Source organism: Pseudomonas sp. SM4 (assembly GCF_051913165.1).
Lineage (GTDB): Bacteria > Pseudomonadota > Gammaproteobacteria > Pseudomonadales > Pseudomonadaceae > Aquipseudomonas.
Genome location: NZ_JBODOE010000015.1, coordinates 94,025 through 114,264, shown reverse-complemented (window position 1 = coordinate 114,264; position 20,240 = coordinate 94,025). Strand labels below are relative to the sequence as shown.

The window sequence follows — 20,240 nt, the reverse complement described above, 5'->3', positions numbered from 1 at the left end:
CGACTAAGATGCTCCGGTATTTTTCCCTCCGGAGTGTGTATTCATGACATCCCTGACGGCGGCAGCGTCCATCGCTGCGGCCAGCCCGGCGAAGGCGGCGACGCCACCGGTGTTCGGGGCGCGGATCATCATCGGCCTGGTCGGCGTGCTGCTGGCGGTATTGGTGTCGGGCCTCAACGAGATGGTCACCAAGGTTGCCCTGGCCGACATTCGCGGTGCGTTGCACATCGGCTACGACGAAGGCACTTGGCTGGTCGCCAGCTACACCGCCACCTCAGTCGCGGCCATGGCCTTCGCGCCGTGGTGCTCGGTGACCTTCTCGTTGCGCCGCTTCACCCTCTGCGCGATCGGCTTGTTCACCTTGCTCGGCGTGCTGTGCCCGTTCGCACCGAACTACGAAAGCCTGCTGCTGATGCGCATCCTGCAAGGTCTGGCCGGCGGCGCATTGCCGCCGATGCTGATGACCGTCGCCCTGCGCTTTTTGCCAGCGAACATCAAACTGTACGGCTTGGCCGGCTATGCATTGACGGCGACATTCGGCCCGGGCCTCGGTACGCCGCTGGCCGGTTTGTGGACTGAATACGTCGGCTGGCAGTGGACGTTCTGGCAAATCATCGTGCCGTGCCTGATTGCCATGGCCGCCGTCGCGTATGGCTTGCCGCAGGATCCGCTGCGCCTGGAGCGCCTCAAGTCGTTCAACTGGAAAGGCCTGCTGCTGGGTTTTCCGGCGATCTGCATGCTGGTGATCGGTCTGTTGCAGGGCAATCGACTGGACTGGTTCGAGTCGAGCCTGATCTGTGGATTGCTCGGTGCCGGCTCGCTGCTGTTGGTGGCGTTCCTGATCAATGAATGGTCGCAGCCGATTCCGTTTTTCAAGTTGCAGATGCTCGGTATCCGCAACCTGTCGTTCGCCTTGATGACCCTGGCCGGGGTGCTGATAGTTCTGCAGGCGGTGGTGTTGATTCCGTCGAGTTATCTGGCGCAGGTGCAGGGTTATCGGCCGGCGCAGACTGCCCCGATCATGCTGATCGCTGCATTGCCGCAACTGATTGCGCTGCCGATGGTGGCAGCGTTGTGCAACCTGCGCTGGGTCGACTGCCGCTGGGTGCTTGGCATCGGTTTGAGCATGTTGACGTTGTCCTGCCTGGGCGGATCGCTGCTGACTTCTGAATGGATTCGCGACAATTTCTACGTCCTGCAATGGCTGCAGATCTTCGGTCAACCGATGTCGGTGTTGCCGCTGTTGATGTTGTCCACCGGCAGCATCCAGCCGCAGGACGGGCCGTTCGCCTCGGCGTGGTTCAACACGGTGAAAGGCTTGGCGGCCGTGGTCGCTACCGGGGTGATCGAAGCGCTGACCACCGCGCGTCTGCATTTCCACTCGACCATGTTGGTCGACAACCTCGGTAATTCGCCGCTGGCCGATCACAGCGATCCGGGCCTCGCCCATCGCCTGCACGAACAGGCTGTGGTGCTGACTTCTTCCGATCTCTATGTGTGCATGGCTGGCGTCGCAGTGGCGCTGATCCTGCTGATTTTCTGGCTGCCGACGCGGATCTTTCCGCCACGCGCGCCGACCTGATTGCTTCACTGAAACAGAAGGTTTTTATGACGACTCAAGCAAAGCAAAAACTCGCGGTGGCCATCGCCGCCGCACTGGCGGTCGGCGTGCTGGTGTACCTGGCGCTGCCCGGCGTGTTTGGCAAACGTACTCAGCAAAACACCAACGATGCCTTTGTCTCCGCCGACTACACGCTCGTCGTGCCGCGCGTGGCCGGGTTCATCAAGGAAGTCTTGGTGGAGGACAACCAGCAAGTGAAGGCGGGCCAGTTGCTGGCGCTGATCGATGATCGCGACTTGCGTGCTTCAGCCGAGGCGGCGGATGCGCAGACACTGGTCGCGCGGGCGCAGTTGCAGAACGCCAAAGCGACGCTGGAACGCCAGACGTCGGTGATCGCCCAGGCGCAAGCTTCGGTGGTGTCGGCCAAGGCTGAAATGGCTTTCGCTCAACAGGAATTGAATCGCTATAACCATTTGGCCGGCGTTGGCGCCGGCACTGTGCAAAACGCGCAACAGGCGCGCACGCGCATCGATCAGGCCACGGCTCATCTCGACACGGCCACCGCGAAGCTGGCGGCGGAGCGCAAGCAGGTCGACATCCTCACCGCTCAGCGTGACGCGGCTGAAGGCAGCTTGAAACATGCGCAAGCGGCGCTGGAAATTGCCAGTTTTGAACTCTCCTACACGCGCATCACTGCGCCGCAGGATGGAATGATTGGCGAGCGTGCGGTGCGCGTCGGCGCGTATGTGACGCCGGGCAGCAAGCTGCTGGCGGTGGTGCCATTGAAGCAGGCCTATGTGGTGGCGAATTTCCAGGAGACGCAACTGACCGACGTGCAGCCAGGGCAAGAGGTGCAAGTACGCGTCGACAGCCTGGGTGGCGAAGCGTTGAGTGGCCGTGTCGAGAGTATCGCCCCGGCGACTGGCGTGACCTTCGCAGCAGTCAAACCGGATAACGCCACCGGTAACTTCACCAAGGTGGTGCAGCGGATTCCGGTGAAGATCCTGCTGGAACCGGGTCAGCCGCTGGCCGAGCGGTTGCGTGTGGGGATGTCGGTGGAGGCGAGTATTGATACGCGCAGCTCGGCGACGTCGGTGCGTGAGGTGACTCAGCGATGATTTGTGGTAATTCGACTGGCCTCATCGCTGGCAAGCCAGCTCCCACAGGGGGTCTCGGTGGGACTAGAGTTTTCGCACAACCTGCAAAGTCCCTGTGGGAGCTGGCTTGCCAGCGATGGGGCCAGTGGCAGCCACTGATTTTCAGTGCCTTGGTGACAGCAAGCCTCAGCGCCTGCACCGTCGGCCCGGACTTCCAGAAGCCCGAAGCCACACAAATCGCCGACTGGGCCAAACCGGCCAGGTCCGCGCCGAGCCAAGCCGTCAGCGAACCGTTGAACGAACGCTGGTGGGAAGTCTTTCATGACCCACAACTCTCCGCGCTCACCCAGCGCGCCGTCCGCAGCAACCTTGACCTGCAACTGGCCAGCAGCCGCCTGCAACAAAGCCGCGCCGCCCGCCAAGTGATCACCGCCGACCGCTATCCGAACACCGCCGCCACCGGCAGCTACGGCCGCGAGCGCAACAGCGGCAAAGGCCTGAGCGATCCGTCCGGACACAACGGCGATTCCGCGTTCAATCTGTGGGACGCCGGTTTCTCCGCGTCATGGGAACTGGATTTCTGGGGCCGCGTGCGCCGCGAAACCGAAGCCGCCGACGCCAATCTCGAAGTTGCCGAAAACGACCGGCGCGGTGTGCTGCTGGCGGTGCTTGCCGACACCGCGCAGAACTACATCCAGTTGCGCGGCGTACAGAACACTCGCGCCGTCACTGAGCAGAACCTCGACGTCGCCCGGCACAGCCTGAAACTCTCGCAACTGCGCCTGGCCGATGGCGTGGCAACTGACCTCGATGTCGCTGAAGCCGCCGCGCAAGTCGCCGCCATCGAGTCGCGCTTGCCGGCACTGGAGCAACGCCAATCACAGTTGATCAACGCGATCAGCCTGTTGATGGGCGAACCACCGCAAGCCTTGGTCAAAGACTTATCCACCGACGCCGCCGTGCCGCAGTCGCCGCTGCAAGTCGCTATCGGCTTGCCGTCGCAACTGGCTGAACGCCGTCCGGACATCCGCCAGGCCGGAGCGCGCCTGCACGCGGCCACTGCCAATATCGGCGTGGCCAAGGGCGATTTCTATCCGCGCATCACCCTGTCCGGCAACCTCGGCTCGCAAGCCATGCAACTCAGCGACTTTGGCTCGTGGGGCTCACGCGCCTTCGGCATCGGCCCGCAATTCAGCCTGCCGCTGTTCGACGGCGGACGCCTGCGCGGCGTGTTGCAGTTGCGCGAAGCTCAACAGCAGGAAGCCGCCGTCGCCTACCAGCAAACCGTGTTGCGTGCCTGGCACGAAATCGACGATCAACTGACTGCGTACAACGCCAGCCAACGCCGCCGCGACAGCCTCGCCGAAGCCGTACGCCAGAACCAGATCGCCCTGCGCACTGCGCAACAGCAATACGTCGAAGGCGTGGTCGATTTCGTCAACGTTCTTACTGTGCAAGGCGCGTTGCTGGCGACGCAGGAGCAGTGGGTGGAGAGCTCGACCGGTGTTTCGCTGGCTATGGTCGGGTTGTATAAGGCGTTGGGTGGGGGATGGGAGTCGGTGTATCCGGCAGGAGGGATGGCGCAGCTTTGAGGTTTCCCCTAGAGGACGAATTTGGCTAATAGAGCATTTCAACGGCTGAGTGAGCGGAACCTCAGCCTGCGAAATTTTCGATTTTGATTTGTCCGTCGGGAAACGTCGCGATGATTTCAAGTTCTCCGCCCATTGCGCGGATGTAATTACGCAGTGTGCTGATGTACATATCCGTACGTCGCTCCATCTTCGAAATCGCTGCCTGATTGACATGCAACGTTTCGGCAAGCGTTGCCTGACTCAGCGCTTTGGCCTGTCGCAGCTCGTTCAGCGGCATTTCCTTGATGTGTTGTTCGTAGATCGAATGGGCGCGCTCCCGGGCTTCGGGGGTCATGCGCGCCTCGAGTTCGGCAAATTTCTTAGCCATTTTTACAACCCTCTTTGCGCAATGTTTCGAGATGCTCATCGTACAGTTGATCGGCGATCGGGACGTTGACTTCATACCAGCGATCCTGACCGGTTTTATCTCCACCGATCAATAGCAGGGCGCAGCGCCTGGGATCAAACGCATACAGTATCCGGTACGGTCTTCCGGCATGTTGAACACGCAGTTCCCTCAAATGCCCATGCCGCGCGCCATTGATTGCGCTGCTGTGCGGAAAGCGTAATCCTGGGCCAAATTGACCCAGCAGTTTCACGCTCGCAGCCACCGAGCTCTGCTCGTTTTCAGTCAGATCTTCCCACCAGTCGCCGAACTCGTCGGTGTATTCGATACCCCAATTCATGGGTATCGAATATGAACGTTATGGAATATTCCATCAAGGTTATATTTTAGATAGGTTGACCATAGCTCTTCACTCGCGCTACAGCAAGGATTGCGATGCAATGATGGCCTTTCGCTTGACGCTAACCCCCGCTGTCGTAGACTCCGCACATCCGTCAGGGAGTAGCGGTTATGCAGCGTTTTCGTGGTTGGGTTGTCGGATTGACCTTAGTTACGTGTGCAGTTCAGGCGCAAACGCCCGGGCCAGACGATCCGCTGCTGGATAATCCGGGGACGGCGGCGGCCACCGTGAGCAGTGAGGCGCGCGGGGTGTTGCGGGCGCGTGATCAGGCGACGCTGGCCAGTGAGCTTTCCGGGCGGATTGTTGAGTTGCCCTACAGCGAGGGCGAGTCGTTCAAGAAGGGCGATACGCTGGCGAAGTTCGATTGTTCGGCCTATCAGGCGCAACTCAATGCCGCACAGGCGGCCAGTCGTGGTGCCGGTGAAGAGCTGGCGCACAACAAACAGTTGGCCGCCCTCAATTCTGTCGGCCGATTCGAAGTGGCGCGGGCCGAGGCCAAGGTCAGCGAAACCCAGGCGCAATCCCAGGTTTATCAAGTGCAGGTCAAGCGCTGTAGCGTGGTCGCGCCGTTCGACGGGCAAGTGGTCGAACGCAAAGTGCAGCGCTATGAAAGCGTGCCGGCCGGCGCACCGCTGCTTGATGTCGTCGATAACCGTACCCTCGAAATTCATTTGCTGGTGCCGTCACGGTGGATGGCACGGCTCAAGCCCGGCCAGACCTTCAGCTTCGTTCCCGATGAAACCGGCCAGCCGATCGATGCCACGGTCAAGCGCCTGGGCGCGCGAATCGATGAGGGCAGTCAGACCCTGTTGCTGGTCGCCACACTCCCCGAAGCCAAAGGCTTGCTGGCCGGCATGAGCGGCACGGCACGTTTCCCGGAGCTTAAGTGAACGCCCCGGTGAGCGGCGGCGCCGAGCAGGTATTCGCCAGGTTTCTTGACCTGGAACGCCAGACCCGCGCTGCCCGCGACGCCTCGCAACTGGCCTACAGCCTGGTCAACGATGGCCAGGCGCTGTTCGGCTTTCGTCATGCGGCGTTGTTGATTGCCGGCAAGGTGCAGGCGGTCACCGGGGTCAGTGCGGTGGAGCCCAACGCGCCGTTCGTGGCGTTCGTCGAGCAGGCCGTGGCGCAGTTGTTCAAACAGGGTGTGCTGCAGCAGGCGCGGGTGATTGCCCCGGAATTGCTGAATGACAGCATCCAGGCTGACTGGCGCACGCTGTCGGCGGCGCAGGTGTTCTGGCTGCCGCTGATCGACCGCGACGCTCAGGTGTTTGGCGGTTTGTGGCTGGCGCGCGATGTGCCGTGGAACCCTTCCGAACAAGTCTTGCTGTCGCAATTGGGCGACACCTACAGCCACGCCTGGCTGGCGCTGCAACCGCGCAAACCGTGGCGGTTGCGCTGGACCCGTAAACGCCAAGTGGCGCTGGTCGCGGTGCTGTTGCTCGGGCTGTTGATCCCGGTGCGCCAATCGGTGCTGGCCCCGGCTGAAGTGGTGCCGCTGGGCGGCCGCGTGGTGGCGGCGCCGCTGGACGGGGTGATCGCCGAGTTTCTGGTCAAACCCAATCAAACAGTGAAAACCGGTGATGTGCTGGTGCGTTTTGAAAGCACCACGCTGAAGGCGCAGGCCGATGTCGCCGAGCGTGCGCTGGGCGTGGCCGAGGCGGAATTGAAATCCAACTCGCAGCGCTCGTTTGCCGACGCGGAATCCAGTGCCAAGGTCGATTTGCTCGCCGCCCGCGCCGAACAGAAACGCGCCGAACGCGACTACGCCCGCGAGTTGCTCAACCGCAGCGAAGTGCGCGCCGAACGCGACGGCATTGCGGTGTTCGCCGACGCCGAACGTTTGACCGGCAGACCGGTACAGACCGGCGAGCGCCTGATGGAAGTCGCCGATCCGAGCCAGGCCGAGCTGCGCATCGAACTGGCCGTGGGCGATGCGATTGCCCTTGAGCCCGGTGCCGAGGTGGCGCTGTTTCTCGACAGCGATCCGTTGAAGCGCCATCTCGCCACGCTGGAACGCTCGGCTTACGAAGCGCAACCGACGGCGGGCGGGCAACTCGCTTACCGGCTCGACGCCAACTTCGCCGAGGCGCCGCCGCGTATCGGCCTGCGCGGTACGGCGAAGATTTTCGGTGATCGCGCGCCCTTGGCGCTGTATCTGCTGCGTCGGCCATTGGCAGGCCTGCGTCAGAGCGTGGGCCTGTAAATGAACCTGCCGAGCCTGCGTGCCGACCTGCAATTGTCGTCCGCGGCGCCGGCCCTGGACGGTTCGCCGCGCTGGACCCTGGCCGATCCGGTGCGCGGACGTTATTTCAAACTCGGCACGGCGGCGATGCGCCTGTTGCGCCACTGGTCGTTGGGCGATGCCGAACAGGTCTTGCGCGCGGCCAATCGCGAACCCGGTCTGCCGCTGGATGGCAGCGAGCTTGAGCAGTTGCTGGAGTTTCTTCGCGGTCACGATTTGATCAGCGCGCTCGATGACCAGCAGCGCGCCAGCTACCGGCTCAAGGCGTTGGCGCAGCAGCAAAGTCTGTGGCAAATCCTTCTGCATCAATATTTGTTTTTCCGCATTCCGCTGTGGCGCCCTGACGCTTTTCTCAATCGTGCCTGGCCATGGCTGCAGCGCTTCGGTCCGCGTCTGCTGCGTTACGGCTTGCCGGCAACGCTGGCGTTGGGCGTATTTCTGGTGTCGCGGGACTGGCAACGCTTTGTCGGGACGTTTCCCCACCTGTTCAGCCTCGGCGGCGCCATGGCGTTCGGTGTGGCGCTGTTTTTCGCCAAGCTCTGCCACGAATTCGGTCATGCGTTCATGGCCAAGCGTGCGGGCTGTCGGGTGCAGAGCATGGGCGTGGCATTCATGGTTTTGCTGCCGATGTTCTATACCGATGTCAGCGACGCCTGGCGGGTCAATGACCGCCGCGCGCGGTTGCTGATCGGTGCCGGCGGTGTGCTCGCGGAATTGCTGTTGGCGTGTATCGCGTTGCTGGCGTGGTCGTTGTTGCCTGACGGCCCGGCACGCACGGCGGCGTTCATGCTCGCCAGCGCGACATGGATCACCACGCTGGTGGTCAATCTCAATCCGTTCATGCGCTTTGACGGGTATTTTCTGATCAGTGATTTTTGGCAAGTCGACAACTTGCAGGGTCGCGCGTTTGCCCTGTGTCGCTGGCGCCTGCGGGAGTTTTTGTTTGGCTATGGCGCACCCGCGCCGGAGCCTTGGTCGCCGAAGATGCAACGGCGTTTGCTGATCTGGGGGTATGGCTCGTGGTTGTGGCGTGCGGCGTTGTTTTTCGGGATCGCGCTGGCGGTCTATCACCTGTTCTTCAAGGTGTTGGGGATCTTCCTGATGCTGGTGGAACTGGTGTGGTTCATCTTTCTGCCGATCATGCGTGAGTGGCGTCAGTGGTGGAGCCGTCGCGAGCAGGCGCACGCTCCGCGCGTGTTGCTCAGTGCATTGGCGCTGCTCGGGCTGTTGCTGCTGCTGATTGTGCCGTGGCGCAGTTCGGTGGAACTGCCGACGATGCTTGAGGCCGGGCGCGCCAGTGCCTTGCATGCGCCGACGGCGGCGCGGGTCAAAGCAGTGAAGGTGACGGATGGGCAGCAGGTTGCGCAGGGCGATGTGCTGATCGAGCTGGAGTCGCCGGATCTCGAATCGCGTCTGGCGATTGTCCGCCGCGAAATCAAGATTCAGCAGTTGTTGATGCGCCGCCAGGCCAGTCGCAGTGAAACCGCCGCGGACGCCGGCATCGTTGAGCAACGCCTGGCAGAAGCGGTGGCCGAGTACCGTGGCTTGAGCGCCCAGCGTGAACGCTTGCTGTTGCGTGCGCCGCATGCCGGCAGCGTGCGCGATCTGCTGCCGAATATGACGGTCGGGCGCTGGTTATCGACCCGCGATGCGCTGGCCCGGGTGGTCGAAGACGGTGCACGGCTGCGCGGATATCTGGCCGAAGCCGAGTTGTGGCGAGTTAAACCGGGGGCCAATGGCCGTTTCATCGCCGATGACCCGATGCACCCGGCGCTCGCCGTGCAATTGAATGAAATCGACACCAACGGCGTGGCTTACGTCGATCAGGAGGCGTTGACCTCCGATCACCACGGGCCGATCGCCGTGCGTCGCGATCAACAGCAGCGGGCGGAGCCGGTGCAGGCGCAATACGGCGTGCGCCTGAGTGTATTGACGACGGCATCGACCCCGACGCAACCGTTGCGCGGCGTGGTGGTGTTGCAGGGCAGCGGCGAATCGCTGCTCGGTGTGGCGTGGCGCCGGGTGGCGGCACTGGGCGTCAGGGAAAGCGGTTTCTAGGGAGAGCAGGATGACGGACAACGCAGCAGTGGCGGCAGAGGGATTGGTGGTACGGCCTTCGCGGGCAACCGACGGGCCGTTTTTGCAAAGTCTTTATCAAACGGCGCGGCCGGATCTGCAATGGATCGACGGCGAGCCGGAACACGTGCAGCAAGTCGTCGCCCAGCAGTTTCAGGTGCAAGAGCAGGGCATGGGCGACAACTACCCCAACGCCATGCACTACGTGGTGGAAAAACTCGGCACCGCCATCGGCGCGCTGAGCACCGATTTCGGCGCCAATGAGATTCGCGTGTTGTACCTGGCGTTCATCCCGCAGGCGCGCGGCCAGGGCTTCGGCCGTGCCGTATTGCAAGGCGTGCAGAAAGCCGCGCAACAGATTCGTTGCCCGGTGGCGACGGTGGTCTGGACCAGTAATCCACACGCGCGCAGGCATTATCTGGCATTGGGTTTTGCCGTCGAAGAACGCAACCCCGCCGCCGAACGCCTCGTCTGGTACCCCCAATAACCCCCTGTAGGAGCTGCCGCAGGCTGCGATCTTTTGATCCTGTTTTTTCAAACTGAAACTCAAGATCAAAAGATCGCAGCCTGCGGCAGCTCCTACAGGTCAACGATGCTTTTGATGTTGGTTTAACGATGGCCATGTCAGTTGAAGGTGACGTGGAAGTAAGCCAGTGCCGGGTCGCGCCCCATCGCGGGTACCCGCGAGACGAAGATCCCTTCGACCCGCCCCAGTTCCGGCAGCTCCAAGGCACACAAACCGTCGATGAATTCAGTCGGTTCCAGGCTGCTCAATTCGACGCAGAATGGCATGCGCTCGCTGTAGCGCATTTTCGCCAGCGGTTTTTCTTCGAGTTCTCCGATGTGGATCTGCAGCGCACTGCCATCGGGCAGATGCAGGGTGCCAACGCGACCCAGCAGTGCCTGGAAATGTTGGCTATGAACCGATTGCAGCATGGTCTCGCTCCAGCAAGGTGAGGTGTCGGGGGAGGTGGCTCCCCCGGCGTTCGGTCAGTTGCGCGAAGGAAAAATGCCGTTCAGCGCGATGCTGAAGTTGAGCACCAGATACGGGTTCATGATCGGCAGGGGCAGGCCATTGCCGGTCGGCGTGATGGTCCCGCTGATGGTGGTGGCTGCGCCTTTGAGCGGTACCGGCGATGCGCCTTGAGCGTCGGAAAAAATATTCGCCAGGCCCGGCCCGGTACCCGAAGCGCCGATGTAGGCGTTGGTCGCAGTCGGCGCGCCCGCCGGGTTACTGGCCGGGTTGGCCAGTTGCACGGTGGTGGTGGCCGTGAGCCCCGCCAGGGTGTGGGTGTGGTTCGGCAAATTGTTGAGGGTGGCGGTGACCTGCTCGGCGCCGGAAACTTCCCCCATCACCCTCGGTGTCAGGCCGGGGCCGTTGCCTTGGCAGACCGGCAGGCGGCTTTGCAGGTTGGGCAACCCGAACGTCTGCTGGCCGTTGCCTCCATACACCGTCCCCAGCAGTGCAAACAGCGCCTGGTTCTGGTTGATTCCGATGATCTGACCGTTGCACAAGGCCCAGCCGCTGGGCGCATAGTTGAAGGCAAACGTCAGAACAGTGCCCATGTAAACGTCCATAAAGTCCTCATCCTTCTGATTGATTGTCGGCGGGCCGCTAGTGAATTCAGGCTGCTGCAGTTGCCTTGGCACTCCGTGGCCAGGTCACGCCACGCCAGAGCGTAGACGCGGATTGGCAAGGTTGCCGGATGTCGTGAAAACGCACACCGGCATCGACGGTGCTCGTATGGCTGACCTAAAGTGAATGGCAGGTTTTTGCGGTTCATACGGTCGTGGCGATGTGGTGCGGCGAGAGGAAACGATGGCGCTGAACAGAGTAACCCCGGTGGGCGACACCCAGGATCCGCACGCGACACCAGGGCCGTGGTTTGCCGGTTTGCGCTTGCTTCGTTGGGCCAGAGAACACTGGCTGCTGCCGATCCTGTTGTTGGCGGCGGCCGTGCGTTTTTACGATCTGACGGCTGCGGCGATCTGGGGCGATGAGGGCTCCAGTCTGCTGCTGGCGCGTTACTCGCTGGGCGAGATCTGGCGCCACGCGGCCTACGATGTACACCCGCCGCTGTACTTCATGCTGCTGCACGGCTGGATCGATTTATTCGGCGACGGCATTTTTGCCCTGCGCAGTTTCAGCGCCCTCGCCGGGATCGCCGCCGTCGGGTTGGGCATCTGGCTGGTGGATCGACTGGCCACCCGCCGCGCCGCGATCTTCGCCGGCCTGCTGCTGGCGCTGTTGCCGACGGCGGTGCGCTACAGCCAGGAAGTGCGCATGTATGCGCTGCTCGGGCTGTTGCTGATGGCCGCGACGCTGGCGCTGGTCTACTGGATCCGGCGCCCGCAGCGTCATGCTTATCTGCTGTTTTACCTGCTGTTGATGACGGCAGCGTTCTACACCCATTACTTCGCCGTGCTGGCGGCGCTGTGCCACTGGATTTATCTGGCGCTGATCCGGGTCCAGCGTGGCTATCGCTTCCGGCATATCCAGCGCCCGGCGTGGTGGCTGGCGAATCTGGCCATCGTCGTGTTGTACCTGCCGTGGTTGCCCCATCTGCTCGATCTGACCCAGCACATGGAGCAACTGAAGGTGGGCGGGGACGTGGGCTGGGAGCCGCCGGTGAGCCTCGGCTCGTTGCCGTCGATGATCTGGTCCTGGCTGATTCAGGACGATGGTGAAAACCTGCCGCTGCCGGTGTTCGGCGCCTTGCCTCTGGCTCTGTTGACGCTGGCAGCGGTGGCGGTGATCCGTGATCGCAGCGTGTCGCGGGGCAGTGTCCTGCTGGCGTTGTACACCGGCGTGCCGCTGTTGCTGGTGTTTGCGGTGTCGTTCATCACGCCGGTGTTCATCGAACGCTACTTGACCGCTTATGCGCTGGGCCTGCCGCTGTTGGCGGCGCTGGCCATCGACCGTTTGTACAGCCGCGTGCGGGTGTTGGCGCTGGCGGTGCTGGTGTCACTGGTGGCGGTTGAACTGGTCGGTGTGAACAACAACGCCACGGTCGACAGCAATGACCAGCTCGACCGGGTGGTGAACTACGTCAATCAGCATTTCCAGCCCGGCGATCGCATCGTCACCAGCGACATGCTCTGGTACTTGAGCTACGTCTACTACGATCGCACCGGCGCCTTGGTGCGCCTCTACACGCCGCCGACTGCCGATGGCCATCCGACGCGGCCGAACGAGTACGGTTTTGGCACGTTGGTGACGCCCGATGTGTACCTAGACAGCCTTGCCGAGCTGAACGGCAATGGCCGGGTCTGGCTGGTCGGGTCGTTCGATGATCCGGCGGAATTTCTGCCGCTGCCGCCTGCCTGGACCGTCGGCGCGGAGGTTCACGCGGGTGGCGTACAAGCACGATTGTTCGTGGCCAGATCGCCGGCCAGCTGAGCCGTGACGGGACTAAAACGATTCATCTGCTTATTCGCGATTAAAAGTTAACCAGTTAGTTCTTTTTGCTCTGAGTGATATCAAAACACTACTAGTCGCAGGGTTACTAGTTGAACTACGCTCTGTCGGACAAAAGGACTTCCGATTACGGTGAAGGGATTGCAGCAGTTCCACTTTATCTCCGGCTTGCCGCGCTCAGGCTCGACCCTGCTTTCTGCGATCCTTTTGCAGAACCCGCGCTTTCATGCCGGCATGACCAGCCCGGTCGGTTCTCTGTTCTCCAGTGTCCTTGAACAATGCAGCGCCGGCAGTGAGTACGGCGCGGTGATCGACACTGCCATGCGTCGGCGCCTGCTGCGCGGCCTGTTCGAATCCTTCTATGCCGACAAGGCTGACAAGCCGCTGGTGTTCGACACCAACCGCCAGTGGAGCTCGCGTCTGCCGGCGATCCGCGATCTGTTTCCCCAGGCCAAAGTCATCGCCTGCGTGCGCAACGTGGCTTGGGTGATGGACAGCCTCGAACGCCTGTATCGCGCCAATCCCTACGAAAACACCAAACTGTTCAGCGACGCTGCCGAACGCAACACCGTTTACAGCCGCTGCGAAACCCTGGCCCAGCGCAATCGACTGGTGGGTTTTGCCTGGGCGGCGCTCAAGGAAGCCTATTACGGCGAGCATGCCGAATCGTTGCTGATCGTCGATTACGACCTGCTCAGCCAGGCCCCGGAACGGGTCCTGCGACTGGTCTACGACTTTATTGGCGAGCCGTGGTTCGAGCACGATTTCGAACACCTGGCCTATGACGCGCCAGCGTTCGACCAAGGCCTTGGCCTGGCCGGCCTGCACACGGTCAAACCCAAGGTTGCCTTGCAATCACGGCGCACGATTCTGCCGCCGGATCTGTTCAAGCAATACGCCGATTTGTCTTTTTGGCTCGATGGCTCAGCCAGCGCCGCCAATGTCATTCGTATGAAGTCCGACGCCGCGATCAGTTGATCGCGGCGTTTTTCATTGATGCGTCACGTACCTTCGTTCGAGTTCGGGTGAGCAACATGTGGTGGACCCTTTTTGGTGGGGCAAAGGTCAAGTCTCAGGCAACCGCAGGTCAGCGTCCGCTGGCCTCGCCGCTGATCATGTCGCTGGAGCCGCGCATGCTGTTCGACGGTGCGGTCGTCGCCACCGTGGCCGACACGGCCGCGCAGGCTGACAGCCATGCCCCTACCGCTGCCGATGCGGCCAAGGCGCCGACGGCCGATCACCCGGTCGCGAGCAAAGACACCCACGGTCAGGCTGATGCCGCACCCGCTGCCAGTCCTGTTGCCGTACCGGGCCAGAGCGTGGTCTTCGTCGACTCACGAGTGAAGGATGCTGACGCCCTGCTGCAAGGGATCGCGCCCGGCACGCAAGTGGTCAAGCTCGACGCTACCAAGGACGGCCTGCAGCAGATCGCCGATTACCTTGATCAACATCACGGCGTCAGTTCGGTGCAGATCATTGCCCACGGCAATGCTGGTGATTTGTGGCTGGGCAACAGCTATCTGTCCGCCGACAACGTCGCGCAACGCAGCGCGATTCTTGGCGAGATCGGCAAGGACATGAACGTCGGCGGCGACATCCTGATCTACGGTTGCTACACCGCCGAGGGCGATCGCGGCTTGAGTTTCGTCGACTCGCTGGCGCAGTTGACCGGGCGTGATGTGGCGGCATCGAACAACCGCACCGGCGTGGGTGGCGACTGGGATCTGGAGATCGCCACCGGCACCATCGAGAGCGCCAATGTGCTGTCGAGCAAAGCCATGAGCGAATACCAGTGGGGACTGGCCACGTGGACGGCGACCAACAACCTCAACTCGGGTGTCGGCTCGCTGCGCGCGGCGCTGGCTTCGGCGCAGAACGGCGACATTGTCACGTTCAGTTCGGGCATGACCGTTCAGCTCACTTCGGAGCTGCTGATCAACAAGAACATCACCGTCGATGGCGACCTGAACAACGACGGCGTGGCCGACGTGACCCTCGATGGCCAATACAAAACCCGCGTGGTGGAAGTCACCTCCGGCAGCACCGTGACCCTCGACGGGCTGGTGATTACCAAAGGCCTGGTGGCGGGCAACGGTGGTAATGGTGGCTCAGCCGCTGCGGGGGCCATGGGCGGGGGGATTTTCAACGCCGGGACTCTGACCCTGAACAACGTGACGGTGACTGCCAACGCCGCCTCCGGCGGTGGTGGTGGCGGTGGTGTGACCGGCGGTTATGTCGGCGGTGGCGGTGGCGGCGGTGCGGGTATCGGTGGCCAGACCGGTGGCCATGGCGGTACTTCTGGCCCGGGCACCGGCACCTATGCCGGCGGCGCGGGCGGTGCCAATGCCGGCGGTTATGGCGGTGGTTACAGCCCGACCGACATGGGCGGCCGCGGCGGCACCAGCACCGGTGGCGTCGGCGGCAATGGCGGCAGCGCCGGTGCCGGTTACAGTCATGGCGGCAACGGCGGTTCGGTCAGCAACGGCACGCTGTCCATTGGTGGCGGCGGCGGTGGTTCCGGTTGGGACAAAGTCGGTGGCGTCGGCGGCAATGCGGCCGGCGGTATCTACAACGCTGCAAGCGGCACCCTGAAAGTCATCGGCAACTCGGTCATCAGCAATAACATTGCTGCCGGTGGCGGCGGTGGTGGTGGCGGTGGGGTCGGCAGCAACGGCGCCGATGGCGGGGCTGGCGGTCGCGGCGTCGGCGCGATCTGGAACAACGGCGGCGTGGTGCTGATCACCGCGAGCAACTTTGCCGCGATCAGTGGCAACGGCGCTGCCAGCGGTGGTGGTGGGCTTTCCAACGGCGGTTCGACCGGCACAACGCCGAGCGCACTGGTGGGCATCTATAACAACGGCGGTACGCTCAACACCGCTTACGTGGAACCGCCGACTGCCACCATCGTGGTCGCCGACACCGCGCTGAAAATCGGCGAAACCTCGCTGGTGACCATCACCTTCAGCCGCGCCGTAAACGGTTTTACCAACGCCGACCTGACCATTGCCAACGGCACGCTCACCAATGTGTCCAGCGCCGACGGCGGTATCACCTGGACGGCAACCTTTACGCCGACCAACAACATTACCGACACCACCAACCTCATCACCCTCGACAACACCGGGGTGACGGCGGTCTCCGACAGCGTGGCTGGCGTCGGCACCACCAATTCCAACAATTACGCGATCGATACCCAACGTCCGACCGCAACCATCGTGATGGCAGACACTGCCCTGAAAATCGGCGACACCTCGCTGGTGACCATCACGTTCAGCGAGGCAGTGAGCGGTTTCACCAACGCTGACCTGACCATTGCCAACGGTACGCTGACCAACGTCAGCAGCGCCGACGGCGGCATCACCTGGACGGCGACGTTCACCCCGAACGCGAGCATTACCGATGCCACCAACCTGATTACCCTGGACAACACCGGGGTGGCGGATCTGGCCGGCAACGCCGGCAGTGGCACCACCGATTCGGCCAATTATGTGGTCGACACCGTGCGACCGACAGCGACCATTGTCGTTGCCGACACCAATCTGGCGGCAGGCGAAACCTCTGTGGTGACCATCACCTTCAGCGAAGCGGTGAGCGGTTTCACCGCCGCCGACCTGACGGTGGCAAACGGCACCTTGACCGGACTGAGCAGCAGCGACGGCGGCATCACCTGGACCGCCACGCTGACGCCAACCACGAGCGTCACCGACACCACCAACCTGATCACTCTGGACAATACCGGGGTCAATGACCTGTCCGGCAACGCCGGCACTGGCAGCACCAACTCCAACAACTACGCGATCGACACCGCACGGCCGACGGCGACCATCGTGGTCGCCGACAACGCGCTGAAAATCGGTGAAACCTCGCTGGTGACGATTACTTTCAGTGAAGCGGTCAGCGGCTTCACCAACGCCGACCTGAGCATTGCCAACGGCACGTTGAGCGCTGTCAGCAGCGCGGATGGCGGCATCACCTGGACGGCGACGTTCACGCCGACCAGCAGCATCACTGACGCTACCAACCTGATCACCCTGAATAACACCGGGGTCGCGGATCTGGCGGGCAATGCCGGCAGCGGCACCACTGATTCCAACAATTACGCGGTCGACACCGTGCGGCCGACCGCCACCGTGGTGTTCACGCAAAGCACCTTGAAAATCGGCGACACCTCGCTGGTGACCATCACCTTCAGCGAAGCGGTCAGCGGTTTTACCAATGCCGACCTGACCATCGCCAACGGCTCCCTGACGGCGGTCAGCAGCGCGGACGGCGGCATCACCTGGACGGCAACGTTCACACCGAGCGCGAACATCACCGACGCCACCAACCTGGTGACGCTGGATAACACCGGCGTCGCCGACCTGGCCGGCAATGCCGGCAGTGGCACCACCGATTCGAACAACTACAGCATCGACACCCAGCGGCCGACCGCGACCATCGTCATCGCCGATCCCGCGCTGAGTGCCGGCGAAACGACACTGGTGACCATTACCTTCAGCGAAGCCGTCAGTGGTTTTACCAACGCCGACCTGACCGTCCCCAACGGCACGCTCACGGCGGTCAGCAGCGCCGATGGCGGCATCACCTGGACGGCGACCTTCACGCCGACCGGCGGGATCAACGACACCAGCAACATCATCACCCTGGCCAACACCGGTATCGCCGACCTGGCCGGGAACGCCGGCACGGGCACGACCAACTCCGGCAACTTCACCATCAACACCGTGGCGCCAACCGCGACCATCGTCGTCGCGGACAACAGCCTGACCATCGGCGAAACGTCGCTGGTGACCATCACCTTCAGCGAAGCCGTCACCGGTTTCAACAACGCCGACCTGACAATTGCCAACGGCACGCTGACGGCGGTGAGCAGCAGCGACGGCGGTATCACCTGGACGGCGACTTTCACCCCGACCAGCAACATCACGGACGCGAGCAACCTGATCACCCTCGACAACAGCGGTGTGCAGAACGCCGACGGCAACGCCGGCAATGGCACCACCAACTCCAACAATTACGCCATCGACACCCAGCGCCCGACCGCCACCGTGGTGCTCGCCGATTCAGCGCTGGGCGTCGGCCAGACCACCACCGTGACCATCACCTTCAGCGAGGCCGTCAGCGGTTTGACCCTGGCCGACCTGACCGTGGCCAACGGCACGCTCTCCGGGCTGAGCACCTCGGACAACATCACTTACACGGCGACGTTCACTCCATCGGCGGGCATCACCGACACCAGCAACATCATCACCCTGGACAACACCGGCATCACTGACATCGCGGGCAATTCCGGCAGCGGCACCACCGATTCCGCCAACTACGTGATCGACAGTCAGCGCCCGACCGCCACCATCGTCATCAGTGATACCGATCTGCGTCCCGGTGAAACCGCGCTCGTCACCATTACTTTCAGTGAGGCGGTCAGCGGATTCGACAACAGTGACCTGAGCGTTGCCAACGGCACGCTGAGCAATGTCTCGTCGAGCGACGGCGGCATCACCTGGACGGCCACCTTCACGCCGACCATTGGCGTCAGTGACGCCACCAACCTAATCGTGCTGAACAACGCTGGCATCAGCGATCTGGCGGGCAATGCCGGCATCGGCATCACCAACTCGGCCAACTATGCGGTGCAGACCGAAGTGCCGACCGCGACCATCGTCGTCGCGGATACCGCGCTCAAGGCCGGCGAAACCTCGACGGTGACCATCACCTTCAGCGAGGCCGTCAGCGGTTTCACCAATGCGGACCTGACCATCGCCAATGGGACCCTGAGCAACGTCGCCTCCAGTGATGGCGGCATCACCTGGACGGCGACACTCACGCCGACCGCCAACATCACCGACACCACCAACCTGATTACCCTCGACAACAGTGGCGTGACCAACGCCTCCGGCAACAGCGGCGTCGGCACCACCGCTTCGAACAATTTCGCCATCGACACGGCGCTGCCGACCGCGACCATCGTGGTCGCCGACAATCGCCTGGGCATCGGTGCAACCACCACGGTGACCATCACCTTCAGTGAAGCGGTCAGCGGTTTTGACCTGTCGGACATCAGCGTCGCCAACGGCACGCTGGCGAACCTGACCAGCAGCGATGGCGGCATCACCTGGACCGCCACGCTGACACCGACGGCCAACGTCAACGACACGACCAACCTGATCATCGTCGACACGGCCGGTGTGCAGGATCTGGCCGGCAACCTCGGCGCGAGCATTGCGATTTCCAACAACTACGCGCTCGACGCGACCCGGCCGACGGTGAATATCGTGGTCGCCAATCCCCACTTGGGCATCGGCCAGACCACCACGGTGACGTTCACCTTCAGCGAGGCGGTGAGCAACTTCGACCTGTCCGACCTGAGCGTGACCAATGGCGATTTGAGCAACCTGAGCAGCAGCGATGGCGGCAAGACCTGGACCGCGACCTTCACGCCAACGGCCAATGTCACCGACCCGAGCAATTTCATTGCGCTCGACACCAGCAATGTCACCGATCTGGCCGGCAACGTCGGCAGCACAGTGGCGGTGTCGAACAACTACGCGCTCGACAGCGAGCGGCCGAGTGCGACGGTCGTCATTGTCAACCCGAACATCGGCATCGGTCAGACCTCGCAGGTGACCATTACCTTCAATGAGGCGGTCAGCGGTTTCGATCTGTCAGACATCGCGGTGGCGAACGGCACCTTGTCCAACCTGAGCAGCAGCGACGGCGGCAAGACCTGGACCGCCACCCTGACACCAAACGCCAACGTCAACAGTGCAAACAACGCGATCAGCGTCAACAGTGCCGGGGTCAGTGATGCGTCCGGCAACAGCGGCAGCGGCGTCAGCAGTTCCAACAACTACGCGATCAATACGGTGCCGGTGGTCGTGCCGCCCACCGTGCCAACTGTGCCGACCACGCCGGCCAGTGTCGTGATCCCGGATCCGTTGATTCGCAGCAGCGACCCGGTGGTGCCGGCACCGCCATCAAACGTGCCGCTGCAGCCGTTCATCTTCACTCCGCCAACCGGCGAACTCGGTTCACCGCTGACCTTTGCGCCGCTGTTTGAACAACGGGTGATCGGCAACGGCATTCGTCCGCTTGGCGATATTTTCATCAATCACGGTGCTCTCAGCCGCAGTTACATCGCGCAAGTGTTCAGCAGCAGTGACAGCAGCGGCGATGGCTCCGGCCACGGGTTCCTCGGTTTTGGCGGTGGTGATGGCGGCGTATTCGCCAGCAGCACACTGGCGAGCCTGTTCAGTCAGGACCGTGCTGCCGAGCGGGATGCGCTGAACGCATTCGGCAGCCAGTCGCTCAAGGCCGGCGATATTTCCCAAGGCCTGCGCGGTGTGTTTGGCGCGCCGACACTGGGGCAACAACTACAACAACTCAAAGACACCGAGCAGCACCGGGTCGACAACCTGGCGGCAGCGCTGCAACAGGTCGGCATCAGCGAAATGTCGGCCTGAACTCAC

14 protein-coding genes are annotated in these 20,240 nt (G+C 62.6%); 10 read left to right on the top strand and 4 right to left on the bottom strand.

The genetic code is table 11. The features are described 5' to 3' along the window. Nucleotides 1-43 precede the first annotated feature (43 nt). Genes ACQ4MY_RS24745 through ACQ4MY_RS24735 form a run of 3 tightly spaced genes read left to right on the top strand, consistent with a single transcriptional unit; the run spans nt 44 to nt 4,250 of the window. Nucleotides 44-1,582, top strand: a complete 1,539-nt coding sequence (locus ACQ4MY_RS24745; RefSeq protein ID WP_008080343.1) for an MFS transporter — start codon at nt 44-46, stop codon at nt 1,580-1,582. 26 nt (nt 1,583-1,608) lie between these two features. Next, nucleotides 1,609-2,679 carry an HlyD family secretion protein gene (locus ACQ4MY_RS24740; RefSeq protein ID WP_440096766.1) on the top strand — a complete coding sequence of 357 codons (1,071 nt, stop codon included), beginning with the start codon at nt 1,609-1,611 and terminating at the stop codon, nt 2,677-2,679. Then, nucleotides 2,676-4,250: an efflux transporter outer membrane subunit gene (locus ACQ4MY_RS24735; protein WP_440096765.1), complete on the top strand. Its 1,575-nt coding sequence runs from the start codon at nt 2,676-2,678 to the stop codon at nt 4,248-4,250. The genes ACQ4MY_RS24740 and ACQ4MY_RS24735 overlap by 4 nt, the downstream gene beginning before the upstream one ends. Before the next feature lie 61 nt (nt 4,251-4,311). Here the strand turns inward: ACQ4MY_RS24735 and ACQ4MY_RS24730 are convergent, their stop codons facing one another. Beyond that, nucleotides 4,312-4,617, bottom strand: coding sequence for an XRE family transcriptional regulator (locus ACQ4MY_RS24730; RefSeq protein WP_008080340.1), 306 nt, complete (start codon nt 4,615-4,617; stop codon nt 4,312-4,314). Next, nucleotides 4,610-4,975 carry a type II toxin-antitoxin system RelE/ParE family toxin gene (locus ACQ4MY_RS24725; protein ID WP_440096764.1) on the bottom strand — a complete coding sequence of 122 codons (366 nt, stop codon included), beginning with the start codon at nt 4,973-4,975 and terminating at the stop codon, nt 4,610-4,612. The genes ACQ4MY_RS24730 and ACQ4MY_RS24725 overlap by 8 nt, the downstream gene beginning before the upstream one ends. A 170-nt stretch (nt 4,976-5,145) precedes the next feature. On the opposite strand from ACQ4MY_RS24725, the gene ACQ4MY_RS24720 reads away from it, so the two are divergent. The 4 genes from ACQ4MY_RS24720 to ACQ4MY_RS24705 are packed head-to-tail and all read left to right on the top strand — an operon-like array spanning nt 5,146 to nt 9,843. Further along, the gene (locus ACQ4MY_RS24720) at nt 5,146-5,925 is read left to right on the top strand and encodes an efflux RND transporter periplasmic adaptor subunit (RefSeq protein ID WP_008080339.1); all 780 of its coding nucleotides are present in this window, start codon (nt 5,146-5,148) and stop codon (nt 5,923-5,925) included. Next, nucleotides 5,922-7,241, top strand: a complete 1,320-nt coding sequence (locus ACQ4MY_RS24715) for an efflux RND transporter periplasmic adaptor subunit (RefSeq protein WP_008080331.1) — start codon at nt 5,922-5,924, stop codon at nt 7,239-7,241. Before ACQ4MY_RS24720 ends, ACQ4MY_RS24715 begins: the two co-directional genes overlap by 4 nt. Next, entirely contained in the window at nt 7,242-9,338 is a 2,097-nt protein-coding gene (locus ACQ4MY_RS24710) for a biotin/lipoyl-binding protein (protein WP_440096763.1), read from the top strand. A gap of 10 nt (nt 9,339-9,348) precedes the next feature. After that, nucleotides 9,349-9,843: a GNAT family N-acetyltransferase gene (locus tag ACQ4MY_RS24705; protein ID WP_440096762.1), complete on the top strand. Its 495-nt coding sequence runs from the start codon at nt 9,349-9,351 to the stop codon at nt 9,841-9,843. A gap of 137 nt (nt 9,844-9,980) precedes the next feature. Here ACQ4MY_RS24705 and ACQ4MY_RS24700 read toward each other — a convergent pair whose 3' ends face one another. Together ACQ4MY_RS24700 and ACQ4MY_RS24695 are read right to left on the bottom strand one after the other, a co-directional pair. Beyond that, nucleotides 9,981-10,292, bottom strand: a complete 312-nt coding sequence (locus ACQ4MY_RS24700; protein ID WP_008080325.1) for a DUF6916 family protein — start codon at nt 10,290-10,292, stop codon at nt 9,981-9,983. A 54-nt stretch (nt 10,293-10,346) separates the two neighbouring features. Continuing rightward, nucleotides 10,347-10,934, bottom strand: a complete 588-nt coding sequence (locus tag ACQ4MY_RS24695; protein ID WP_158830271.1) for a phage tail protein — start codon at nt 10,932-10,934, stop codon at nt 10,347-10,349. Nucleotides 10,935-11,175: 241 nt separating this feature from the next. Here ACQ4MY_RS24695 and ACQ4MY_RS24690 point away from each other — a divergent pair, with 241 nt between their 5' ends. The 3 genes from ACQ4MY_RS24690 (at nt 11,176) to ACQ4MY_RS24680 (ending at nt 20,234) form a co-directional block, all read left to right on the top strand. Further along, complete coding sequence (locus ACQ4MY_RS24690) at nt 11,176-12,756, top strand: glycosyltransferase family 39 protein (RefSeq protein WP_440096761.1); 1,581 nt, start codon at nt 11,176-11,178, stop codon at nt 12,754-12,756. Between the two features lie 150 nt (nt 12,757-12,906). After that, on the top strand, nt 12,907-13,752 hold the full coding sequence (locus tag ACQ4MY_RS24685) for a sulfotransferase family protein (RefSeq protein ID WP_008080322.1): 846 nt from the start codon (nt 12,907-12,909) through the stop codon (nt 13,750-13,752). Between the two features lie 56 nt (nt 13,753-13,808). After that, nucleotides 13,809-20,234: an Ig-like domain-containing protein gene (locus tag ACQ4MY_RS24680; RefSeq protein WP_440096759.1), complete on the top strand. Its 6,426-nt coding sequence runs from the start codon at nt 13,809-13,811 to the stop codon at nt 20,232-20,234. Nucleotides 20,235-20,240 lie beyond the last annotated feature (6 nt).